This is a genomic window from Floridaenema flaviceps BLCC-F50 (assembly GCF_041929275.2).
In the GTDB taxonomy this organism is placed as follows: domain Bacteria; phylum Cyanobacteriota; class Cyanobacteriia; order Cyanobacteriales; family Aerosakkonemataceae; genus Floridanema; species Floridanema flaviceps.
On sequence record NZ_JBHFNR020000002.1, the window covers coordinates 1,336,693 to 1,352,718 of the forward strand.

The following is a 16,026-nucleotide window of genomic DNA, read 5'->3' on the forward strand; positions in this document are numbered from 1 at the left end:
ACTTCATCTGGGTCTTATACGAAAGACAAACTGACTAAGAAATCGAATCCGATGACAAGTTAGATACCGCCATGTTTATGACAGTAAACGGACAAAGGAAACAGCTAGAGGATTGGAGCCAAATCAATTGGAGACAAGTCCGAAAAGCTGTGAGAAATCTACGTCAAAGAATCTTTCGTGCCAGACAACTTGGTGACTTTCGTAAGCTACGAAGCCTACAAAAGTTGATGCTTAGAAATTACGCAAACCTACTGTTAGCAGTCAGACAAATCACTCAAACCAATGATGGTAAAAAGACCGCAGGGATTGATAAGGAGGTAATAAACACCCCAGCACAGAGAGTGAAATTTGTACGCAACTGGAAGGAAACAAAGCCCAGTCCCACAAGACGGGTGATGATTCCAAAACCAAACGGCAAAAAGCGTCCTCTTGGTATCCCAACCATTAAGGATAGAGTCATGCAGGCAGTAGTGAAAAACGCACTCTTACCCGAATGGGAGGCCGTGTTTGAAGACAATTCCTATGGCTTCAGACCTGGTAGAAGTTGTCAAGACGCAATAGAGCAATCCTTCTTAAGGTTGCAAAAAGGCAGGGACAACTGGGTTTTAGAAGCTGATATCAAAGGCTTCTTCGACAACATTGCCCATGAAGCCATCCTCAACCAGATTAGTCACTTTCCACAGAAAGAACTGATAAGAGGATGGTTAAAAGCTGGATTCATGTTCCAAGGGAAAATCAACCCAACAGAACAAGGCACGCCACAAGGAGGAGTAATATCTCCGCTCCTAGCCAACATAGGATTGCATGGATTAGAAACATACATAAAATCCACCAACCCGAAACTTGGCGTGGTGAGATATGCTGATGATTTCATAGTCACAGCTAGGGATAAAGGAAGTCTCGAAAAAGCACAAATCCAGATTCAGCAATGGATGAATTCAAGAGGCTTAGAACTCAGTTCCCAGAAGACGGTAATTACGTCAATGTCAGATGGTTTCGACTTCCTTGGCTTTAATCTAAGACACTATAGCGGTAAACTGCTAACCAAACCATCCAAAAAGAAAGTATTAGCTTTCTGTAAACGGATAGGAGAGGAAATCAAACGTCTGAATGGTCAAGAGCAAGAGGTAGTCATTAGAAAACTGAATCCTATTCTCAGGGGTTTTGCTAACTATTATAAAGGTGGAGTTAGCAAAGAAACTTTCAGCTATATCTCATATCGAGTATGGCAATACCTTTGGCGTTGGGCAAAGCGTAGACACCCCAACAAAGGCAAAAAGTGGGTCAAGAATCGTTACTTTAAGACCATCCAAAATAATCGATGGACGTTCACCTGTGAAAGTGAACGCCGTAGGAAAAGGGTAGTTATCACCCTATATCCTATTGCAAAAACACCCATTGAAAGGCACATAAAGGTCAAAGGTAGCGCATCACCAGACGACCCCTCCCTGAGAGAGTATTGGGATAAACGTCACCAAAAGAACGGAAAATCATACTGGGAGAAAGGCTCAAAATATTACGAAGTAGCCCTTCTCCAAAATTGGAAATGTCCCATCTGCGGTGAACCATTAATCAATGGGGAAGAGGTCGAAACCCACCACATAGTACCTGTAGCTAAAGGCGGTCTAGACGACACAGACAACCTACAGCACTTACACGCAGCGTGCCACAAACAGGTACATTCAAAACCCAAGTTGAAAGGCTTGAAGTAAGGCTTGAGCCGTGTGTTGGGAAACTGACAAGCACGGTTCTTAGGGGAGGTGCGGGTAGTAATACCCAATCCTTACCCGACAAAGCTAAGTCACTACAAAAGCTAACAACTCGAATTATGGGACAAAAGCCAAAGCTGAGAAGCTGGCACCCATTGTCAGAGGTTGGAGAAACTACCACCAGTTCTGTAAGTTAGATGGCTCAAGGTTTAGTTTATGGCGCATCGAAAAAAGAACTTGGAAGGTATTCAACAAAGAAAGGAAGCTTAACCGACACCAAGTTACAAACCTGGTCAATAAAGCCTTCCCGACTGTCCCTTACCACGAAAATAAATTCGTAAATGTCAAAGGGAATAAGTCGCCTTTCGATGGAGATATCACGTACTGGTCAAAACGTAACAGCAATCTATATGACGGTACAACCTCTAAGATGCTGAAAAAGCAAAACCATAAATGTGGATACTGTGGACTTTTCTTTATTGGAGAAGAAAAGGTACATTTACACCACAAAGATGGCAACCATAACAACTGGAAAGACAATAACCTGATGGTTGTACACGAAAGTTGCCACGACTACATCCACATGAGCAAACAAGATTGTCGGGAGCCGGGTGCTGGGAAACCTGCACGCCCGGATCTAACTGAGAGGGGCGAGGGGTAATTCCCTCCCTCGACTCAACCAAGTCCTAAGCGTCGGGGAAGTACAGATAAAGAGATCCCCGATTTCTGGGAGAAGTCGGGATCTAGTTCCAGGCTGTACTAGGGTTCGAGCACGTTACTGGCATACTCCCCTTCCATGTTACCCGCTGGGGCATACTGACAAACCACATAGAAGGCGTTAAACTTAGTACCGTCAATCGTGGCGATGCCTTGTGCTGCACCACAGCCTAATTCAGTACTATTCTTCCAGACAACCTGTGTAAAATGCCCAGTACCCGAAGAAGACTCTGGATTGTTGTAGTCGTAGGCGGAAACTTCCTTGTACCAATCCTCTACCGCTGATTTGCCCAGTTCGGCTGAGTCGATTGAGCTTTCGGTAGTGTAGGAAACGTAGATGTTTTCTCCTGCGTCGTTCCTTTGACTGCTGTCACTGTGTTCAAACACCGCATTGGCTGCTAGGTGTTCTGCCCAAGTTTGAGCGGTGCTGTTGAGAGACTCACTGATGGTCATGCTAGGGCTATGATGCGTGGCTCGATATGTGTTGTGATTAGACAAAGCACTACTACGGAAGGCGGGTAAATCTATCGATGTCTGCTGCATTTTGTTACCCAAAATCAACTATATAAGTATATTAACAATATAAAGTGACAAAAGTTACAGTAAATTTTTCAATAACAGCCCAGGAAGTCTGATTGTACATTAGGGATAAGGGTGGCAATTTTGACGCAGATGCGATCGCCCAACGCTACTCTCAGGCAATCGGAACAGATGTGACCTACTATCTCTGAACTCGCTATGCTAGATTCAGACCAAGATCGAGATGCAGGAAATGAGCATCAAAAATTTTCAGTTTAATGTTCCAGGTTTAGGCTGCGCCCTCAGTATTTTCTTGTCGTTTTGGCTGTTAAGTGCGATCGGACTTGGCTGGTTGGCGAAATCTGTGTTAATTCTAATGGTGTGTTTGGTGACACTACCTGCGATCGCATTTTTTGTGTTTCGCTGGTGGTTAAAGCGCAATTTGGTAGAAGATAATTGTCCCGTTTGCGGATATGAATTCACTGGGTTGAATAAAACTCAAATGCGCTGTCCTAGTTGTAGCGAACCTCTCTTAATAGAAGAAGGTCATTTTAAACGGGTGACACCACCAGGGACAATTGATGTCCAAGCGATCGAAGTTTCGACTCAACAAATAGAAGATTAAAGTTCGTTGTAACGACTTGAGTCGTAGTTCGTTGTAACGACTTGAGTCGTAGTTCGTTGTAACGACTTGAGTCGTAGTTCGTTGTAACGACTTGAGTCGTAGTTCGTTGTAACGACTTGAGTCGTTGTTCGTTGTAACGACTTGAGTCGTTCTTCTGTCAAATGAAGGACTGAAGTCCTTACAACGAACCTTAATTTCGACGGTGAACGAGAGTTGTAGTTGCTTGGTCTACTGGTACTAGTAAGATTTCACTAATATTAACGTGAGATGGGCGAGTGACGCAGAAAAAAACCACATCTGCAACATCATCTCCAGTTAAAGGTGTGAGTCCTTGGTAAACTTTTTCGGCGCGTTCTGTATTACCATGAAATCTTACTTGACTAAATTCGGTTTCGACTAACCCAGGATCGATACAACTAACGCGAATTGGTGTTCCTAAAAGGTCTTGTTTTAAGCCTTCAGAAATTGCTCTCACTGCTGCTTTGGAACCACAATATACATTACCACCTGGATAAGTTTGCCGACCTGCAATTGAACCAATATTTACTACATGACCTTTACCACGATCGATCATTCCGGGAACTACATAACGGGTAAGATAAAGTAAACCTTTGACGTTAGTATCAATCATTTCCTCCCAGTCTTGGAAGTCGCCTTCGTGAAGTTTGCTTAAACCGCGACTTAAGCCAGCGTTATTGATTAAAATATCGATGTTTTGCCAAGGTTCTGGGAGAGAGTTTATGGCTGTTTCTACGGCTTGGCGATCGCGCACATCTAATTCTATCAAGTAAATTTCAGTAGCAAACTCTTTGTTGAGTCGATCGGCAATTTCTTGCAGTTTTTCTTTGCGTCTCGCTGCTAAAATTAGCTTGGCACCAGCTTGAGCAAACACTTTAGCGCAGGATGCACCAATTCCACTACTTGCGCCAGTAATTAAAACAATTTCGTTTTCAATTGAAATCATAATTTAAGCAATTTTAGATGTAATCTTAGCTTTTTTCTCAGCAATTAAAAGAGGCTCCAGCCTCTATTTTCGTTCCCAGGTTGAACCTGGGAACGAGATGACGAGATGAAAGGAGGTTCTACCTCCTCTGTTGCCAGATTGAAATATCTATACTCTGCAAACAATTAACCTGAAGTTCTGCCGGGACGAGAGGGACGTGCAGGTGCAGGGGAATTAGAACGAGTTGGTCTAGAATTGTTTCTTCCACCAGGAACTACTGGTAATCTTTGGGAAACAATAGTAATACCATCTGACCGAACTAAGACTGCGGAAATCCAATATTTACCAGGATCATTTGGGGCACGACCTACTTTAAAAATGCCTCCTGCATTTAGTGGTTCTAATTGAATTTTTGGCGAATTAAGATAGTTATTTGGGTTGATTTGTTCGAGTAAAGCTGTACCTACTAACAAGTTATCTTTTAGTGGTTCTTTGACTACTACATCGAAATTAAATTCCTGACCTGTGCCTACTTGTTCGGGTAATTTAAAATCAACTGTGGGGGGTTTTTCTCCAGAGGTTAATTGAGTTTTTTCACTCAAAATCTCTTGGTTAACAATTTTTTGATTTTCCCAGCGTTGTTTGGAATTAATTGTGGCGTTAAAACTCCAAGTTCTGCCATCTACTGGCTGAGTTCCTGTGATATTTGTGACTGTTTCGGCGACTATGCCATTACCTTGATTTTGCCAAGATTTTAATTCGGTGCGGTATTTCAACTGAGGATAACGTTGCCAAAGTTGAGTGAGGGTTTTTTCCATTCCAGCGCGATTTAAGCCGTCGCTGTTGCTAAAATTAGCACCATAAAACTGCATTACTGCTTGAACATTGCGGCTATTTGCTGCGGCATCGATTTGCGCTATGGTGTTTTTCAATTCCGGTGGCGCGGTGTCAGGAGTAGCAGCTTTAGCAGTTGTCCACCCAGAGGATAATCCCAATGTTAACAGGAATGCTATGGGTAAAGAGGTGGGTCGAAATTTCAGAGGATGTGGCATATTTTGATATTTTGAGAATCAGCCTAAAACACCAGATTTGTTTAGATGTTAACTGAGAAACAGAATTTAGATCGCCAAGCTGCTTCCCTAGAAGGTAATGCTTCAGCACCACGACGACTGTTAATTGCTGCTAGTGGTACTGGGGGACATTTGTTTCCGGCGCTTGCTTTGGCAGAACAATTGCCAGATTACCAAATTGAGTGGCTGGGTGTGCCAAATCGCTTAGAAAAAGATTTGGTTCCTGCTAAGTATGCCTTAAATACGATCGCAGTGGAAGGCTTTCAACAACGTTTTGGTTTAGGTACGCTGAAAATTGTGGGTAAGTTTGCCACAGCTATTCGCAGTTGTCGGGAGTTGCTGAAACGGGGAAAGTTTAACGGGGTATTCACGACTGGGGGTTATATTGCTGCACCTGCGATTATTGCGGCCCGATCGCTCGGTTTACCTGTTATTCTACATGAATCGAATGCGATTCCGGGTAAAGTAACCCGCTTTTTTGGGCGTTGGTGTCAGACTGTAGCGGTAGGTTTTGAAGCTGCGGCTAAGTTATTGCCCGGTTGTAAGACAGTTTACACGAATACGCCTGTGCGATCGCAATTTCTCGCCCCCGAAAAACACGATTTACCCATTCCTGATGATGTGCCTTTAATTGTTGTAATTGGTGGTAGTCAAGGCGCAGTAGCGGTGAATAAATTTATTCGTCAAAGTGCAAAAAGTTGGTTTGAAAAAGGCGCTTGGGTAGTACATCAAACCGGAGAAAACGATCCAGACGTAGCAACTTTACAAAATCCCCATTATTTCCCGATGCCATTTTACAACAATATGGCGGGACTGTTACAAAGAGCGAATTTAGTAATTAGTCGTGCAGGTGCAGGTTCTTTAACAGAATTAGCAGTAATGGGGAAACCTGCAATTTTAATTCCCTATCCTTTTGCCGCAGAAGATCATCAGACATACAATGCTAAAACCTTTGCTGATGCTGGTGCAGCTTTAGTATTTAAGCAATCGGAATTAACGCCGGAAATTTTAAGACAACAAGTTTTAACTTTATTAGAATCAGCGGATAAATTACAGCAAATGTCTGAAGCTGCGTTGAGTTTAGCAGTCAAAGATAGTGCCGAAAGGTTAGCAAAATTAGTCCGGCAATTTGTTGAATAGACTGGGGATTGGGGATTAGGGATTGGGGACTGGGAAAGAGTAGTTGGGTATCTGTTAAAAAACTGATATCTTTCTACTTTTATCTTTGCTGCTAACAGAAAAGTTAATGCTAAGATCTGTGTTTATCTGTGTCCATCTGTGGTAAAAAAAACCAAATCTAAGTAACCGACAGAAGAGTTAACGCTAACATCTGCGTTTATCCGCGTTCATCTGCTTTCATCTGCGTTCTAAAAAATTTACTGGATGGCACTAGGATCGATCGCACCTTGCTACAATTAAGTCAGGATTTCCGAGGAAAATTGCCATGTTGCAAACCGAATCAAAAACCATGAATCTGGAGGAATTTTTGGATTGGTATCCAGATGGTTACGGTCGTTTTGAATTGTATGATGGAGTAGTTGTCGAAATGCAACCAACAGGAACACATGAACAGGTAGTATCAGAATTAGCCGCTGAGTCATTAATCGAAATTCGGCGCTTAAAACTTCCTTACTTTGTTGGTCAGCGAACTATAGTTAAACCCATTGATTCCGACAGTTCAGGCTATAATCCAGATGTTATTGTTTTGGATGAAAATGCGTTAAAAGATGAACCATTATGGAAGAAACGTGCCACAATTACCAAAGGCGAAACAGCAAAATTAGTTATAGAAGTAGTTAGCACTAATTGGCAAGATGATTATCTCCTGAAGTTAGGAGAATACGAAAAGCTAGGTATTCCTGAATATTGGATTGTTGATTATTTAGGTTTGGGTGGTAGACGCTATATTGGAAACCCGAAACAACCGACTATTTCGGTTTACAAAATGGTTGAAGGCGAGTATATGGTGAATCAGTTTAGAGGTGAAGAACGGATACAATCGGCGATTTTTCCAGAATTGAATTTAACAGCAGAACAAATTTTTAAAATTGGGGAATAAGGAGAGCGATCGCAATGATTACAACCACCAAAAAAATAACTTTTGCTGAATATGTCAAGTATAATGATGGCACTGATAGGAAGTATGAATTAGTCAATGGAGAATTGATAACCATGAGTTTAGGAACTGGGAAACATGGTGCAATTACTAAATTTTTAGAACGAAGTTTCGATGATGAAATGGCAATCAAATTCAATTTGTCCCAGGAGCAAATACCCATAGTACAGGAGAACAACTGAGTTTATGACTCTCAGCATTACTCAAAATTTGCAGACCTTTCTAGAAGATTTAAAAAGTGCAGACTTAGTTGGGATATCTTTACTTCCGCAAAATTTGGGACTGCGCTTAGACTTTACTTTTGGGCCGGAAGCTAACGATGTTTCGATCGCATTCTCCCACATCATCCACCTCGTCCTTTCCCAACCTATCAATGCCAGCAACGAAGAGTTTTGTTTCTGGGTGGGAGAAGTAGAACTAAGAGAATTAGAGTCAGATGGCAAACAAATATTATCTACTTTCTCCTATCCTTTTAAAAATCAAAATGGCACAATTGATGTAAATTCTTCCTCTCTGATTTATTTCCGGTTAGTAGGAGATCTTTGCCTAGAGATAGTATGCGATAGTTATCAAATAGTTCCCGAAGTAAGCTATTAAGTGGTGTTCCAGTTCTAATTTGTTAATAGAACTAAGAACGACCACTTATTTTAACTTTTTACTTGGCTACCATGCAATCTAGGATCGTCAGAATTAGTTTTGTTTGTGGTGACGGATGGGGTAAATTTGGAAACTTGTCCGGTAGTTTTAGCGTAAGGTAAAGATTCACCTGCAACTAAGGCTTCTAAATTTGCTGCCATAATGGTTTTAGGTTGTTCGCCTATAGTTTGGGCGATCGCATTTCCCTCTTTCCCAAAAAAGACAAAATGGGGAATTCCATCGACTCGATAACGCTCAACTTCTGGCAACCATTTGTTATTATCAACATTGAGCATAACAAAATTCACTTTGTCAGTATACTGCTGTTCTAATTCATTCATATCACTCGCCATCGCCTGACAAGTTGTACACCAATTAGCATAAAACTCTACTAATGTTGGTTTCCCATTGCTCATCGCTATGTCTAACGGCATGGAATTTTCTGCTAAAGTGGTTAAGGTAGCAGTACTTGTTTCAGTTCGCAGTCCCAAAACCAAAGAAACTGAAAGGGCAATAGCTGCTAAAACAATTAATAAATTTCTGACTCTGGCGCCAACGGTTGAAGCTGACTTTTCGGAAGACTCTATAGTAGAGTTAGGTGAATTTTTAATCATCGGATAGCTAAAAAAAGATTACACACTACTTTTAATTTAACTGAAGTTGCTAAAAGCGATCGCCATTATGAAAAAACGAGTAACTTTAATTTTCCCCAAACGTTCCGTACAGATGCCAGTAACTTATCGACTGGCGAAAGATTTCAATGTCGCTGCTAATATTATTCGTGCCCAAGTTGCGCCGAATCAAATTGGTAAATTGGTGGTAGAATTATCGGGAGATATTGATGCACTAGAAGCAGCAATGGACTGGATGCGATCGCAAGATATCGGCATTTCCCTTGCCAGTCGAGAAATATTAATTGACGAGGATGTTTGCGTTAATTGTGGTTTATGTACTGGCGTTTGTCCCTCACAAGCATTATCATTGGAACCGGAAACATTTAAATTGACATTTTCGCGATCGCGTTGTATAGTTTGCGAACAATGTATTCCTACTTGTCCCGTTCAAGCAATCTCTACTAACTTATAAACTTCAAAAAAGTACGTTGTTGCGCTTTAGCGCCACATTTTAGCGCCCAAGCGCAACAACGTACATATAAAATTTTAAAGTGGGAAAAGATCGGCTAAAATTCCATCATCTCCTTGCAGTCTTTCCGGTGCTGGAGAATCATAAAGTACTAACAGCGATTTTTGACTTTTTCCATTGGGTAAAAATGCCAATCCCTCAGCATGATCTACCCCTTCACCGAATGGAATATCTAAAATTGGCGCAGGTTTTAACAGAGATTCTTCCGACAAATTTACCCCATTTACGATGCGATAAAGTCTCACCGGACCATCTAAATCCATCGTCGGTCCCGCTAATACTAACAAATCTTCTCCATCCACAGCAAGTTCCCGAACTCCTAACCCAGAAAGATAAACAAAATGTTTTTTATACAGTTTATTTCCCAAGTTTTTCAACTTTAAAGTATTCGGGCTACTTTCCTCCACAGAAACTTCTAAAATAATTGCCCAACCACGTAAAACAGGCCCCCGCAAACCGAGAAAAATTCTATCTTGATAAATTGCTAAACCCTCAATATCAAACCCATTTTCTTTAGAAGGAATTTGACTAGCCAAAAAAGGCGCTAAATGTGGGTCGTCTAGCAAAGCATCCATCAACAAATTGCCATTTTTAGTACTCTCTAACTTGGCAGCAGTTAGTTTGGTTTGGGGATTTTGTGGATCGTCATAATACTTATATAACTCCCCACCTTTAACTGGTATTCTTGCTAATAAATAACGATTATCTTCTCGGTTAATCTTCTCCAGTTTTTGAATATTTTCTAAATCAGTTCGCTTTGACTTAGGCTTAGAACGTTTTAAGCTATGAGAACCAACTAACCAGATATAATTGTTTGCATAATCCATACCCTCAATATCTATTTCTTCATCACAGCCATTTGGCAATTCCAGAAAATCTATTAAATCAAATCTTTGATGGTCGGCAAAAGTTTTGTCATCAGTTTTAATCAACCTTTCAATATTAGTATTTTCATCACAACCTAACCACAAAACGTCCCCAGGAGTCATTGTCATTGCTGATAAATCTTCCCGACATTCAGCGAATTTAGATTCAAAGCGCAGTAAAATCTTTTCCATTTTGTCACCTATAGTAAAAGACATGAGACAAAAGGCAGAAGGCAAGCGGGTAGAAGAGTTTCTTAGACTTATTGGGTCAGTATTTAAATTTTTGGAAAATGCCTACTCTAAACTACCCACTACCTTATTTAAACATTTGCCATTTCTTTATGTTCAATTCGAGTGCCTAAAAGTTTAAGAAATTCTGCCAACCATCGAGGATGTGCAGACCAAGCAGGTGCAGTTACCAAATTACCATCAACCATTGCTTCGTCAACCGGAATATGCACATAAAATCCGCCAGCTAAAGTAACATCTGGGCCACAGGCAGGGTAAGCAGTGCAACTTTTGCCTTCTAAAACTCCGGCAGCTGCTAAAAGTTGTAAACCGTGACAAATAGCAGCAACGGGTTTATTTGTTTGGGCAAAATGGCGAGTAATTTCCAACACCCTTTGATTTAAACGAATGTATTCCGGTGCTCTTCCCCCAGGAACAACTAAAGCATCGTAAGTTGTGGGATCTACTTCAGCAAAATTAGCATTTAAAGTGAAATTATGACCGGGTTTTTCTATGTAAGTTTGGTCGCCTTCAAAATCATGCACTCCAGTTCGTACCTTATCGCCAGCTTTTTTATCTGGGCAAACAGCATGAACGGTATGTCCGACCATTTGTAATGCTTGGAAAGGCACCATCACTTCGTAGTCTTCCACGTAGTCACCGACGAGCATTAAAATTTTCTTGGCAGCCATATTGAAATTCCTAATCTTTTTAGTCCTTTGCTAGATCTATTTTGGAACAAATTAGGGAATAAATAGAGAAATCTCACAGCTAAATAAAGCCGTGAGATTTGGGATTAACTATCTACAAGTATTAGAAAGGTGTAGTAGAGAATGGGTTGGCGGCGACGAGAGTAGCACCTTGCCCAGAAATAGCATTTTTGCCAGTAGCAGTCGGATTGGCAACAGGCCCAGTGATATCATCCCACCAATTGTTAGTAGCGTTGAGTGGATCTAAACTGCCCAAAGCGGTATTACCACCATAGAACAGAGCGGCATTTGTGTTGCCAACAAAGTTATTGAAATTAATCACAGTACCGTCGAGGTTGGTATTTGTGGGAATGGCATCGGTGCTTTGTCCCGGTCTGATCGCAATACCATTGTAGGAATTGATGAGCAAGTTGCCACTGACATTGACAGTTCCCAATTCCAGACCTCCCAGAGCAGGGACAAAACCAGAATTCCGCAGACGAATACCAGCCCTATCAACGCCTTGGCTAAGGTTAGTATCGGCGATTTCGTTATTTTGAATTAAGGCGCTACCACCTGCCAACTGAATTCCCTGTTCTCCTGCATTAGTGACTCTATTGTTAGTAATGATGCTGGTGGGGTTTGTAATTGAATCAGCTGCAATACCTGGGCCAGTTAGGTTAGCAATCACGTTATCTGTGATTGTAGCGTCAGCGAATCTGAAAGCTTGCAAGCCACTAGTAACACTACCAGGACTTGTGGATACGTCACGAATTAAGTTATCGATTACACTTACACTTCCACCGCCAACACCAGTATCCAAGAAGATTACACCGCCGTTGGTTGGCCCTAAACCATTGAAGACGTTTTGGCGAATTACCAAATTATTACTAACACCTTGCAGTCGAATACCGTTTTCGCCATTTACTTGAATTGTCATTCCTTCAATAGTGACATTATTGACACCGGGAAGGATAGTGAAAACTGGAGCACCGAACGCAGTCGAAATTATGGTAGGACTAACTGAGGAACCATTACCTGCACTTACACCCGCATTCGTTCCCCGGATAGTTAAAGGTTTGTTAATAGTGACGGTGGTGCCTTCTGAGTAAAATCCTGCTTGTGGCGTGATGATATCATTGGCGGAAGCTGCAACTACCGCATCAGTAATTGTGTTGTAGCTTTGCTGAAACACGCCTGACGAGTTGTAGCGAAGAACGCGCCCAGCACCCACAGGTGTTCCTGTTAATCGATCGGCATCGCTGTCCAATACCCGAACCGTAGCAGTGTCAGCTGACCCTACTTGGTAAGGCTGGTTTTCTAAGATTTTGACAGTCACCGTCTCAACTGGTTCGTTACGACCATCTGCTACAGGAGTAACTACAACTGGTGCGGAAACAGACTGACCAGCAGCAATAGTGACAGTGCCAGTTAAAGCTGTGTAGTCAGTGCCGGGGGTTGCTGTACCTGTGGTGGTATAGCGGATAGTTAGAGCTTGAGAAGTGTCGCCTCCGGTGCGGGCAAACACAAATGTGCCATCGCCTGCGTTATCGGCGCGACCTGGTTCTCCGGCAGTTGGGTCAAGGGCAGCAACAAATACTAGCGGTTTCGGAAGTGGTGGCACGTCGTTGTCTATTATGTTTAGGACTGCGGTATTTTGTGTGCCAATCGTTGCCCCTCCGGTGGGGTTAACTAAGGTTAAATTTACGGTTTCCGGTGGAAATGGTTCTACTACGGTATCGTTAGCGATCGAAATAGGAACAACTTTTGGTGTAGTGTCCCCATCTGCAAAGGTAACTGTGATCGGGGTGTTGCTGTAGTCAGCTGGGGCGGTAGCAGTACCATTGCTGAGGTTAACAGTGGCAGAAACTGCGCCTTCACTACCACCAGTACGAACAACAGTGACGGCTAAAATTGCTGTGCCATCTTCGTTATAAACGTATTGTGGGTTGCTAAACTGAAGAACTGGCGTGTCTACTGTTCCCGAATAGGTGATTTGCTGAACTAGGTAATCGGAACTATCAGAAGTACTACTACCAATTGGGTTATCGTAGGGTCTGGCGGTAAATTTCAGTTGATCAAATCCGCCGGAAATTGTAAATTTGTAGTCGCCATTTACGCCATCATCGGCTCTAAATTTTACGCCTATTCCAGAATTGTCGATCGAAGAAGCAACACCACCACCAATGCGAGTAGCTGTGATATCTACTTCTTTTCCATCTTTAAATGCTTGGAGAAAACCTACTTCATCACCAAGTTTCTCCGCACTCTTAGGAGCAAATAAGCTGAGGTCAATTGTGGCACTATTGACTGTAGTGTTGAGTCCCCATTTTACATCCAAAGCCTGACTTTTATTTGTGATCGGGTCATAGTTAATTTCTGCCCGAACTTTGCTGTCATTGGTGAACCAGCCATCATAAGAACTGGGAACGCCAATACCAGACCTGTAGCCAAAACTCTGCCATCCTTTGCCACCTGCTGGATTGGTTTCTAGGGTAAGGTTATTAAGGGCAGTAAGATTATTATTATAAGTAGTGGCAAAACCGTCAGTGGCAATTCCAGTCAGTGTTATTCCTTGCTCGTTAGCCTTTGTAATCCATTTATCTTTTAGTTCGTCTACGGTGGTAAAATCAAAAGATTGTCCCAGAGTACCTGAAATATTGGTAATAGCCATATTTTCTCCTTCAATGAATTGAGGAATTAAGCACAAATTAAACTCAGGACTAAAGGATTAGTGCGTTCCTTTAGCCATTTTTGGTAGCCAGCAAATCTCTGCACAGTCGATTTTTATTAATGAACAGGTTGGTGGTAAATTAAGTTAGTAGATAGACAATGCTTGAGCTTTGCCGCAAATTTTGTAGTTTTGGCAATTCATCTTTTCTGTCCAAATTTCAGTAGCCAAACTAGTCCAGAATCGATAAATGTGACCTACACATCTTTTTCTTAAAGTTAATATCCGATCCGGAAAGTTTTTTTTACAAAATTTTCATAAATTGTCAGCCTGAGAAAATCTCAGTAAAATTACTTTTTATCACATCCAGCTAATATAACCTTTTAGAAGTAATAGGTGAAATTTGCAGTTAAAGTCAGTGACTTTTTTAGCTAATTAGCAGTACGATTAATCAGGTATTATGTAAAATTACGGTCTAATTTAATTTGGGCGATCGCCGATCAGTAAAAACACTTAAATAATTTGCCACAGAGAAGCTTGTAGGAATCTGTGGGGTGCGCCAGACAGGATAATTTTCAGAAAATGTAGGGACGTTGTATCCAACGTCCCTACATTTTCTGGTTCTTTATCTAAATATTTGTTCAACCAGCCGTTTGGTGACGTATTTGGTGAGAATGGGTGGTTGGGAGAATTCTGTGGTATTTTTGGTGATTAGCGATCGCTCTCTCAATAATTCCAAAGCTTGGGAAAATTGCTGCTGAGTTCCAAATGGTAACACACCTTCGGTAATAGCGCAACAGAATATGGGATCTGGTTTAACGATCAACCAATACAGGACTTTTCTTTCTAAGTTAGACATCAAATCAAACTGCTGTTTTAATAGTTCGCAGAGTTCCGGGAAAAGTCCTGATTCTTGATTTAAAAACGCGGATATTTTATGATGATATTTATGCTGGATTTTGCTGGCGGCTAATTTTAAGGCGAAAGGGTGTCCTGAGTAGCGATCGATCAACTCCCTCCATTCATTTTCTGTACCAATCAAATCACCACTGGCGGCTAACATTTCCCTAGCTTCAGTTTGGTTTAACCCAGATAATTGTAATGTTTGCACTGGGCGTTTTTTCCCAGTTAATGAGATAATCTCTTTGGGATTTTCCCGACTTGTGAGAAGTAAGCAACTGTGGTGGCGTTCTTCGCCAATGCGTCGGAGTAACTCATGAAAATCATCATAGTTGATGCGAATAGATTCGGCTTTATCGAAAATGATTAAACATCTTTGTTGGCGCAAACATTCTAATAATTGAGAAATTAAAGCTTCTAAGTTTAAAGATGATAATTCTGCTTCGGTTAAAGCTTGCTGAGAGAGGAATTGAATTAAGTTAATTACTAATTCAGAGATGGAAGGAGCGGAACGCAAACTGCGCCAAATTAGATAATCAAATTCTTCTTGAATTTCCTGGGCTAATTTAGCAGCTAATACAGTTTTACCTAATCCACCGATTCCCAATATTACCACAATGCGAGATTGATCTGTTAGTATCCATTGTTGCAATTGCTGGATTTCTTGTGTTCTGCCGGAGAAGCGATCGGTATCAATCATTTCTCCCCAATTTTGGCGTTTATTAGTAGGTGGAATAAAAGCAAGTTTTTGCGGAATAGATGTTATTGGCACAGAAGATTGTAACTTATACCCCGCTTCTGCAAGTAACAGAGGTATGCGAGTTGCGTTAACTTTAACCGACTTTTCGCAGTTTTCCGAAAGTAACCTTTCAATATACCTGTACAAACCTCTGGAGAGGGAAACGCGCAGAGAATTAGCATTAACATTAACTTTGGCGCATATTTCCACTGGCGTGTAACCGCAGAGTAACCCTCTAAGAAATTCCTTTTCGCGGGGTGTGAGGCTGTTTCCTTTGGCGCAAGCTAAGTCACTGTACAGTTTATTTAGGTTCCAGATGTTCTCAGCTTCTAAGAAGAAATTATCAGTATTGTTATTAGTAGATGGCACTTTGGTAATAAAGGTTACGTTTGATATTCAGTGATATTTTAATCTATTTGCTAATGATTTAGCTAATTAAATTAGCTGACTACAAA

Annotated in this window: 15 protein-coding genes and 1 pseudogene; 8 read left to right on the top strand and 8 right to left on the bottom strand. The window is 41.4% G+C overall.

Annotated features, from left to right (window positions below; genetic code table 11):
• Positions 1 to 71: 71 nt before the first annotated feature.
• Together ltrA and ACE1CI_RS26060 are read left to right on the top strand one after the other, a co-directional pair.
• Positions 72 to 1,712: a group II intron reverse transcriptase/maturase gene (gene ltrA / locus ACE1CI_RS26055; RefSeq protein ID WP_496615825.1), complete on the top strand. Its 1,641-nt coding sequence runs from the start codon at positions 72 to 74 to the stop codon at positions 1,710 to 1,712.
• 103 nt (positions 1,713 to 1,815) lie between these two features.
• Positions 1,816 to 2,370 (top strand): annotated as a pseudogene (locus tag ACE1CI_RS26060) (group II intron maturase-specific domain-containing protein); the annotation flags it as partial.
• Positions 2,371 to 2,468: 98 nt separating this feature from the next.
• On the opposite strand, the gene ACE1CI_RS26065 reads toward ACE1CI_RS26060, so the two are convergent.
• The gene (locus ACE1CI_RS26065) at positions 2,469 to 2,969 is read right to left on the bottom strand and encodes a CAP family protein (RefSeq protein WP_413263013.1); all 501 of its coding nucleotides are present in this window, start codon (positions 2,967 to 2,969) and stop codon (positions 2,469 to 2,471) included.
• Between the two features lie 220 nt (positions 2,970 to 3,189).
• Between ACE1CI_RS26065 and ACE1CI_RS26070 the strand changes: the two genes are divergently transcribed.
• Positions 3,190 to 3,570 (top strand): hypothetical protein, encoded by a 381-nt coding sequence (locus ACE1CI_RS26070; protein ID WP_413263012.1) that lies wholly within the window; start codon positions 3,190 to 3,192, stop codon positions 3,568 to 3,570.
• Positions 3,571 to 3,760: 190 nt separating this feature from the next.
• Here the strand turns inward: ACE1CI_RS26070 and ACE1CI_RS26075 are convergent, their stop codons facing one another.
• Both ACE1CI_RS26075 and ACE1CI_RS26080 read right to left on the bottom strand, forming a co-directional pair.
• Positions 3,761 to 4,534, bottom strand: a complete 774-nt coding sequence (locus tag ACE1CI_RS26075) for an SDR family oxidoreductase (protein ID WP_413263011.1) — start codon at positions 4,532 to 4,534, stop codon at positions 3,761 to 3,763.
• 164 nt (positions 4,535 to 4,698) lie between these two features.
• On the bottom strand, positions 4,699 to 5,565 hold the full coding sequence (locus ACE1CI_RS26080) for a DUF8623 domain-containing protein (protein ID WP_413263010.1): 867 nt from the start codon (positions 5,563 to 5,565) through the stop codon (positions 4,699 to 4,701).
• Positions 5,566 to 5,610: 45 nt separating this feature from the next.
• Between ACE1CI_RS26080 and murG the strand changes: the two genes are divergently transcribed.
• The 4 genes from murG to ACE1CI_RS26100 all read left to right on the top strand — a co-directional run bounded on the left by murG (position 5,611) and on the right by ACE1CI_RS26100 (position 8,296).
• Positions 5,611 to 6,723: an undecaprenyldiphospho-muramoylpentapeptide beta-N-acetylglucosaminyltransferase gene (murG, locus tag ACE1CI_RS26085; protein WP_413263009.1), complete on the top strand. Its 1,113-nt coding sequence runs from the start codon at positions 5,611 to 5,613 to the stop codon at positions 6,721 to 6,723.
• A 304-nt stretch (positions 6,724 to 7,027) separates the two neighbouring features.
• The gene (locus ACE1CI_RS26090) at positions 7,028 to 7,642 is read left to right on the top strand and encodes a Uma2 family endonuclease (RefSeq protein WP_413263008.1); all 615 of its coding nucleotides are present in this window, start codon (positions 7,028 to 7,030) and stop codon (positions 7,640 to 7,642) included.
• 14 nt (positions 7,643 to 7,656) lie between these two features.
• A complete protein-coding gene (locus tag ACE1CI_RS26095; protein WP_413263007.1) occupies positions 7,657 to 7,881 on the top strand; it encodes a Uma2 family endonuclease in 225 nt (74 codons plus the stop codon).
• Positions 7,882 to 7,885: 4 nt separating this feature from the next.
• Entirely contained in the window at positions 7,886 to 8,296 is a 411-nt protein-coding gene (locus ACE1CI_RS26100; protein WP_413263006.1) for a hypothetical protein, read from the top strand.
• Between the two features lie 50 nt (positions 8,297 to 8,346).
• Here ACE1CI_RS26100 and ACE1CI_RS26105 read toward each other — a convergent pair whose 3' ends face one another.
• Positions 8,347 to 8,949 carry a thioredoxin family protein gene (locus tag ACE1CI_RS26105; RefSeq protein ID WP_413263005.1) on the bottom strand — a complete coding sequence of 201 codons (603 nt, stop codon included), beginning with the start codon at positions 8,947 to 8,949 and terminating at the stop codon, positions 8,347 to 8,349.
• Positions 8,950 to 9,016: 67 nt separating this feature from the next.
• Here ACE1CI_RS26105 and ACE1CI_RS26110 point away from each other — a divergent pair, with 67 nt between their 5' ends.
• Positions 9,017 to 9,421, top strand: a complete 405-nt coding sequence (locus tag ACE1CI_RS26110) for an NIL domain-containing protein (RefSeq protein WP_413263004.1) — start codon at positions 9,017 to 9,019, stop codon at positions 9,419 to 9,421.
• A 74-nt stretch (positions 9,422 to 9,495) separates the two neighbouring features.
• Here ACE1CI_RS26110 and ACE1CI_RS26115 read toward each other — a convergent pair whose 3' ends face one another.
• From ACE1CI_RS26115 to ACE1CI_RS26130, 4 genes are all read right to left on the bottom strand, one after another.
• A complete protein-coding gene (locus tag ACE1CI_RS26115) occupies positions 9,496 to 10,536 on the bottom strand; it encodes a DUF3616 domain-containing protein (protein WP_413263003.1) in 1,041 nt (346 codons plus the stop codon).
• A 128-nt stretch (positions 10,537 to 10,664) separates the two neighbouring features.
• Positions 10,665 to 11,264 carry a DJ-1/PfpI family protein gene (locus ACE1CI_RS26120; protein ID WP_413263002.1) on the bottom strand — a complete coding sequence of 200 codons (600 nt, stop codon included), beginning with the start codon at positions 11,262 to 11,264 and terminating at the stop codon, positions 10,665 to 10,667.
• A 121-nt stretch (positions 11,265 to 11,385) separates the two neighbouring features.
• The gene (locus ACE1CI_RS26125) at positions 11,386 to 13,602 is read right to left on the bottom strand and encodes a Calx-beta domain-containing protein (protein ID WP_413263014.1); all 2,217 of its coding nucleotides are present in this window, start codon (positions 13,600 to 13,602) and stop codon (positions 11,386 to 11,388) included.
• Positions 13,603 to 14,557: 955 nt separating this feature from the next.
• Complete coding sequence (locus tag ACE1CI_RS26130) at positions 14,558 to 15,940, bottom strand: NB-ARC domain-containing protein (protein WP_413263001.1); 1,383 nt, start codon at positions 15,938 to 15,940, stop codon at positions 14,558 to 14,560.
• Positions 15,941 to 16,026: the final 86 nt, after the last annotated feature.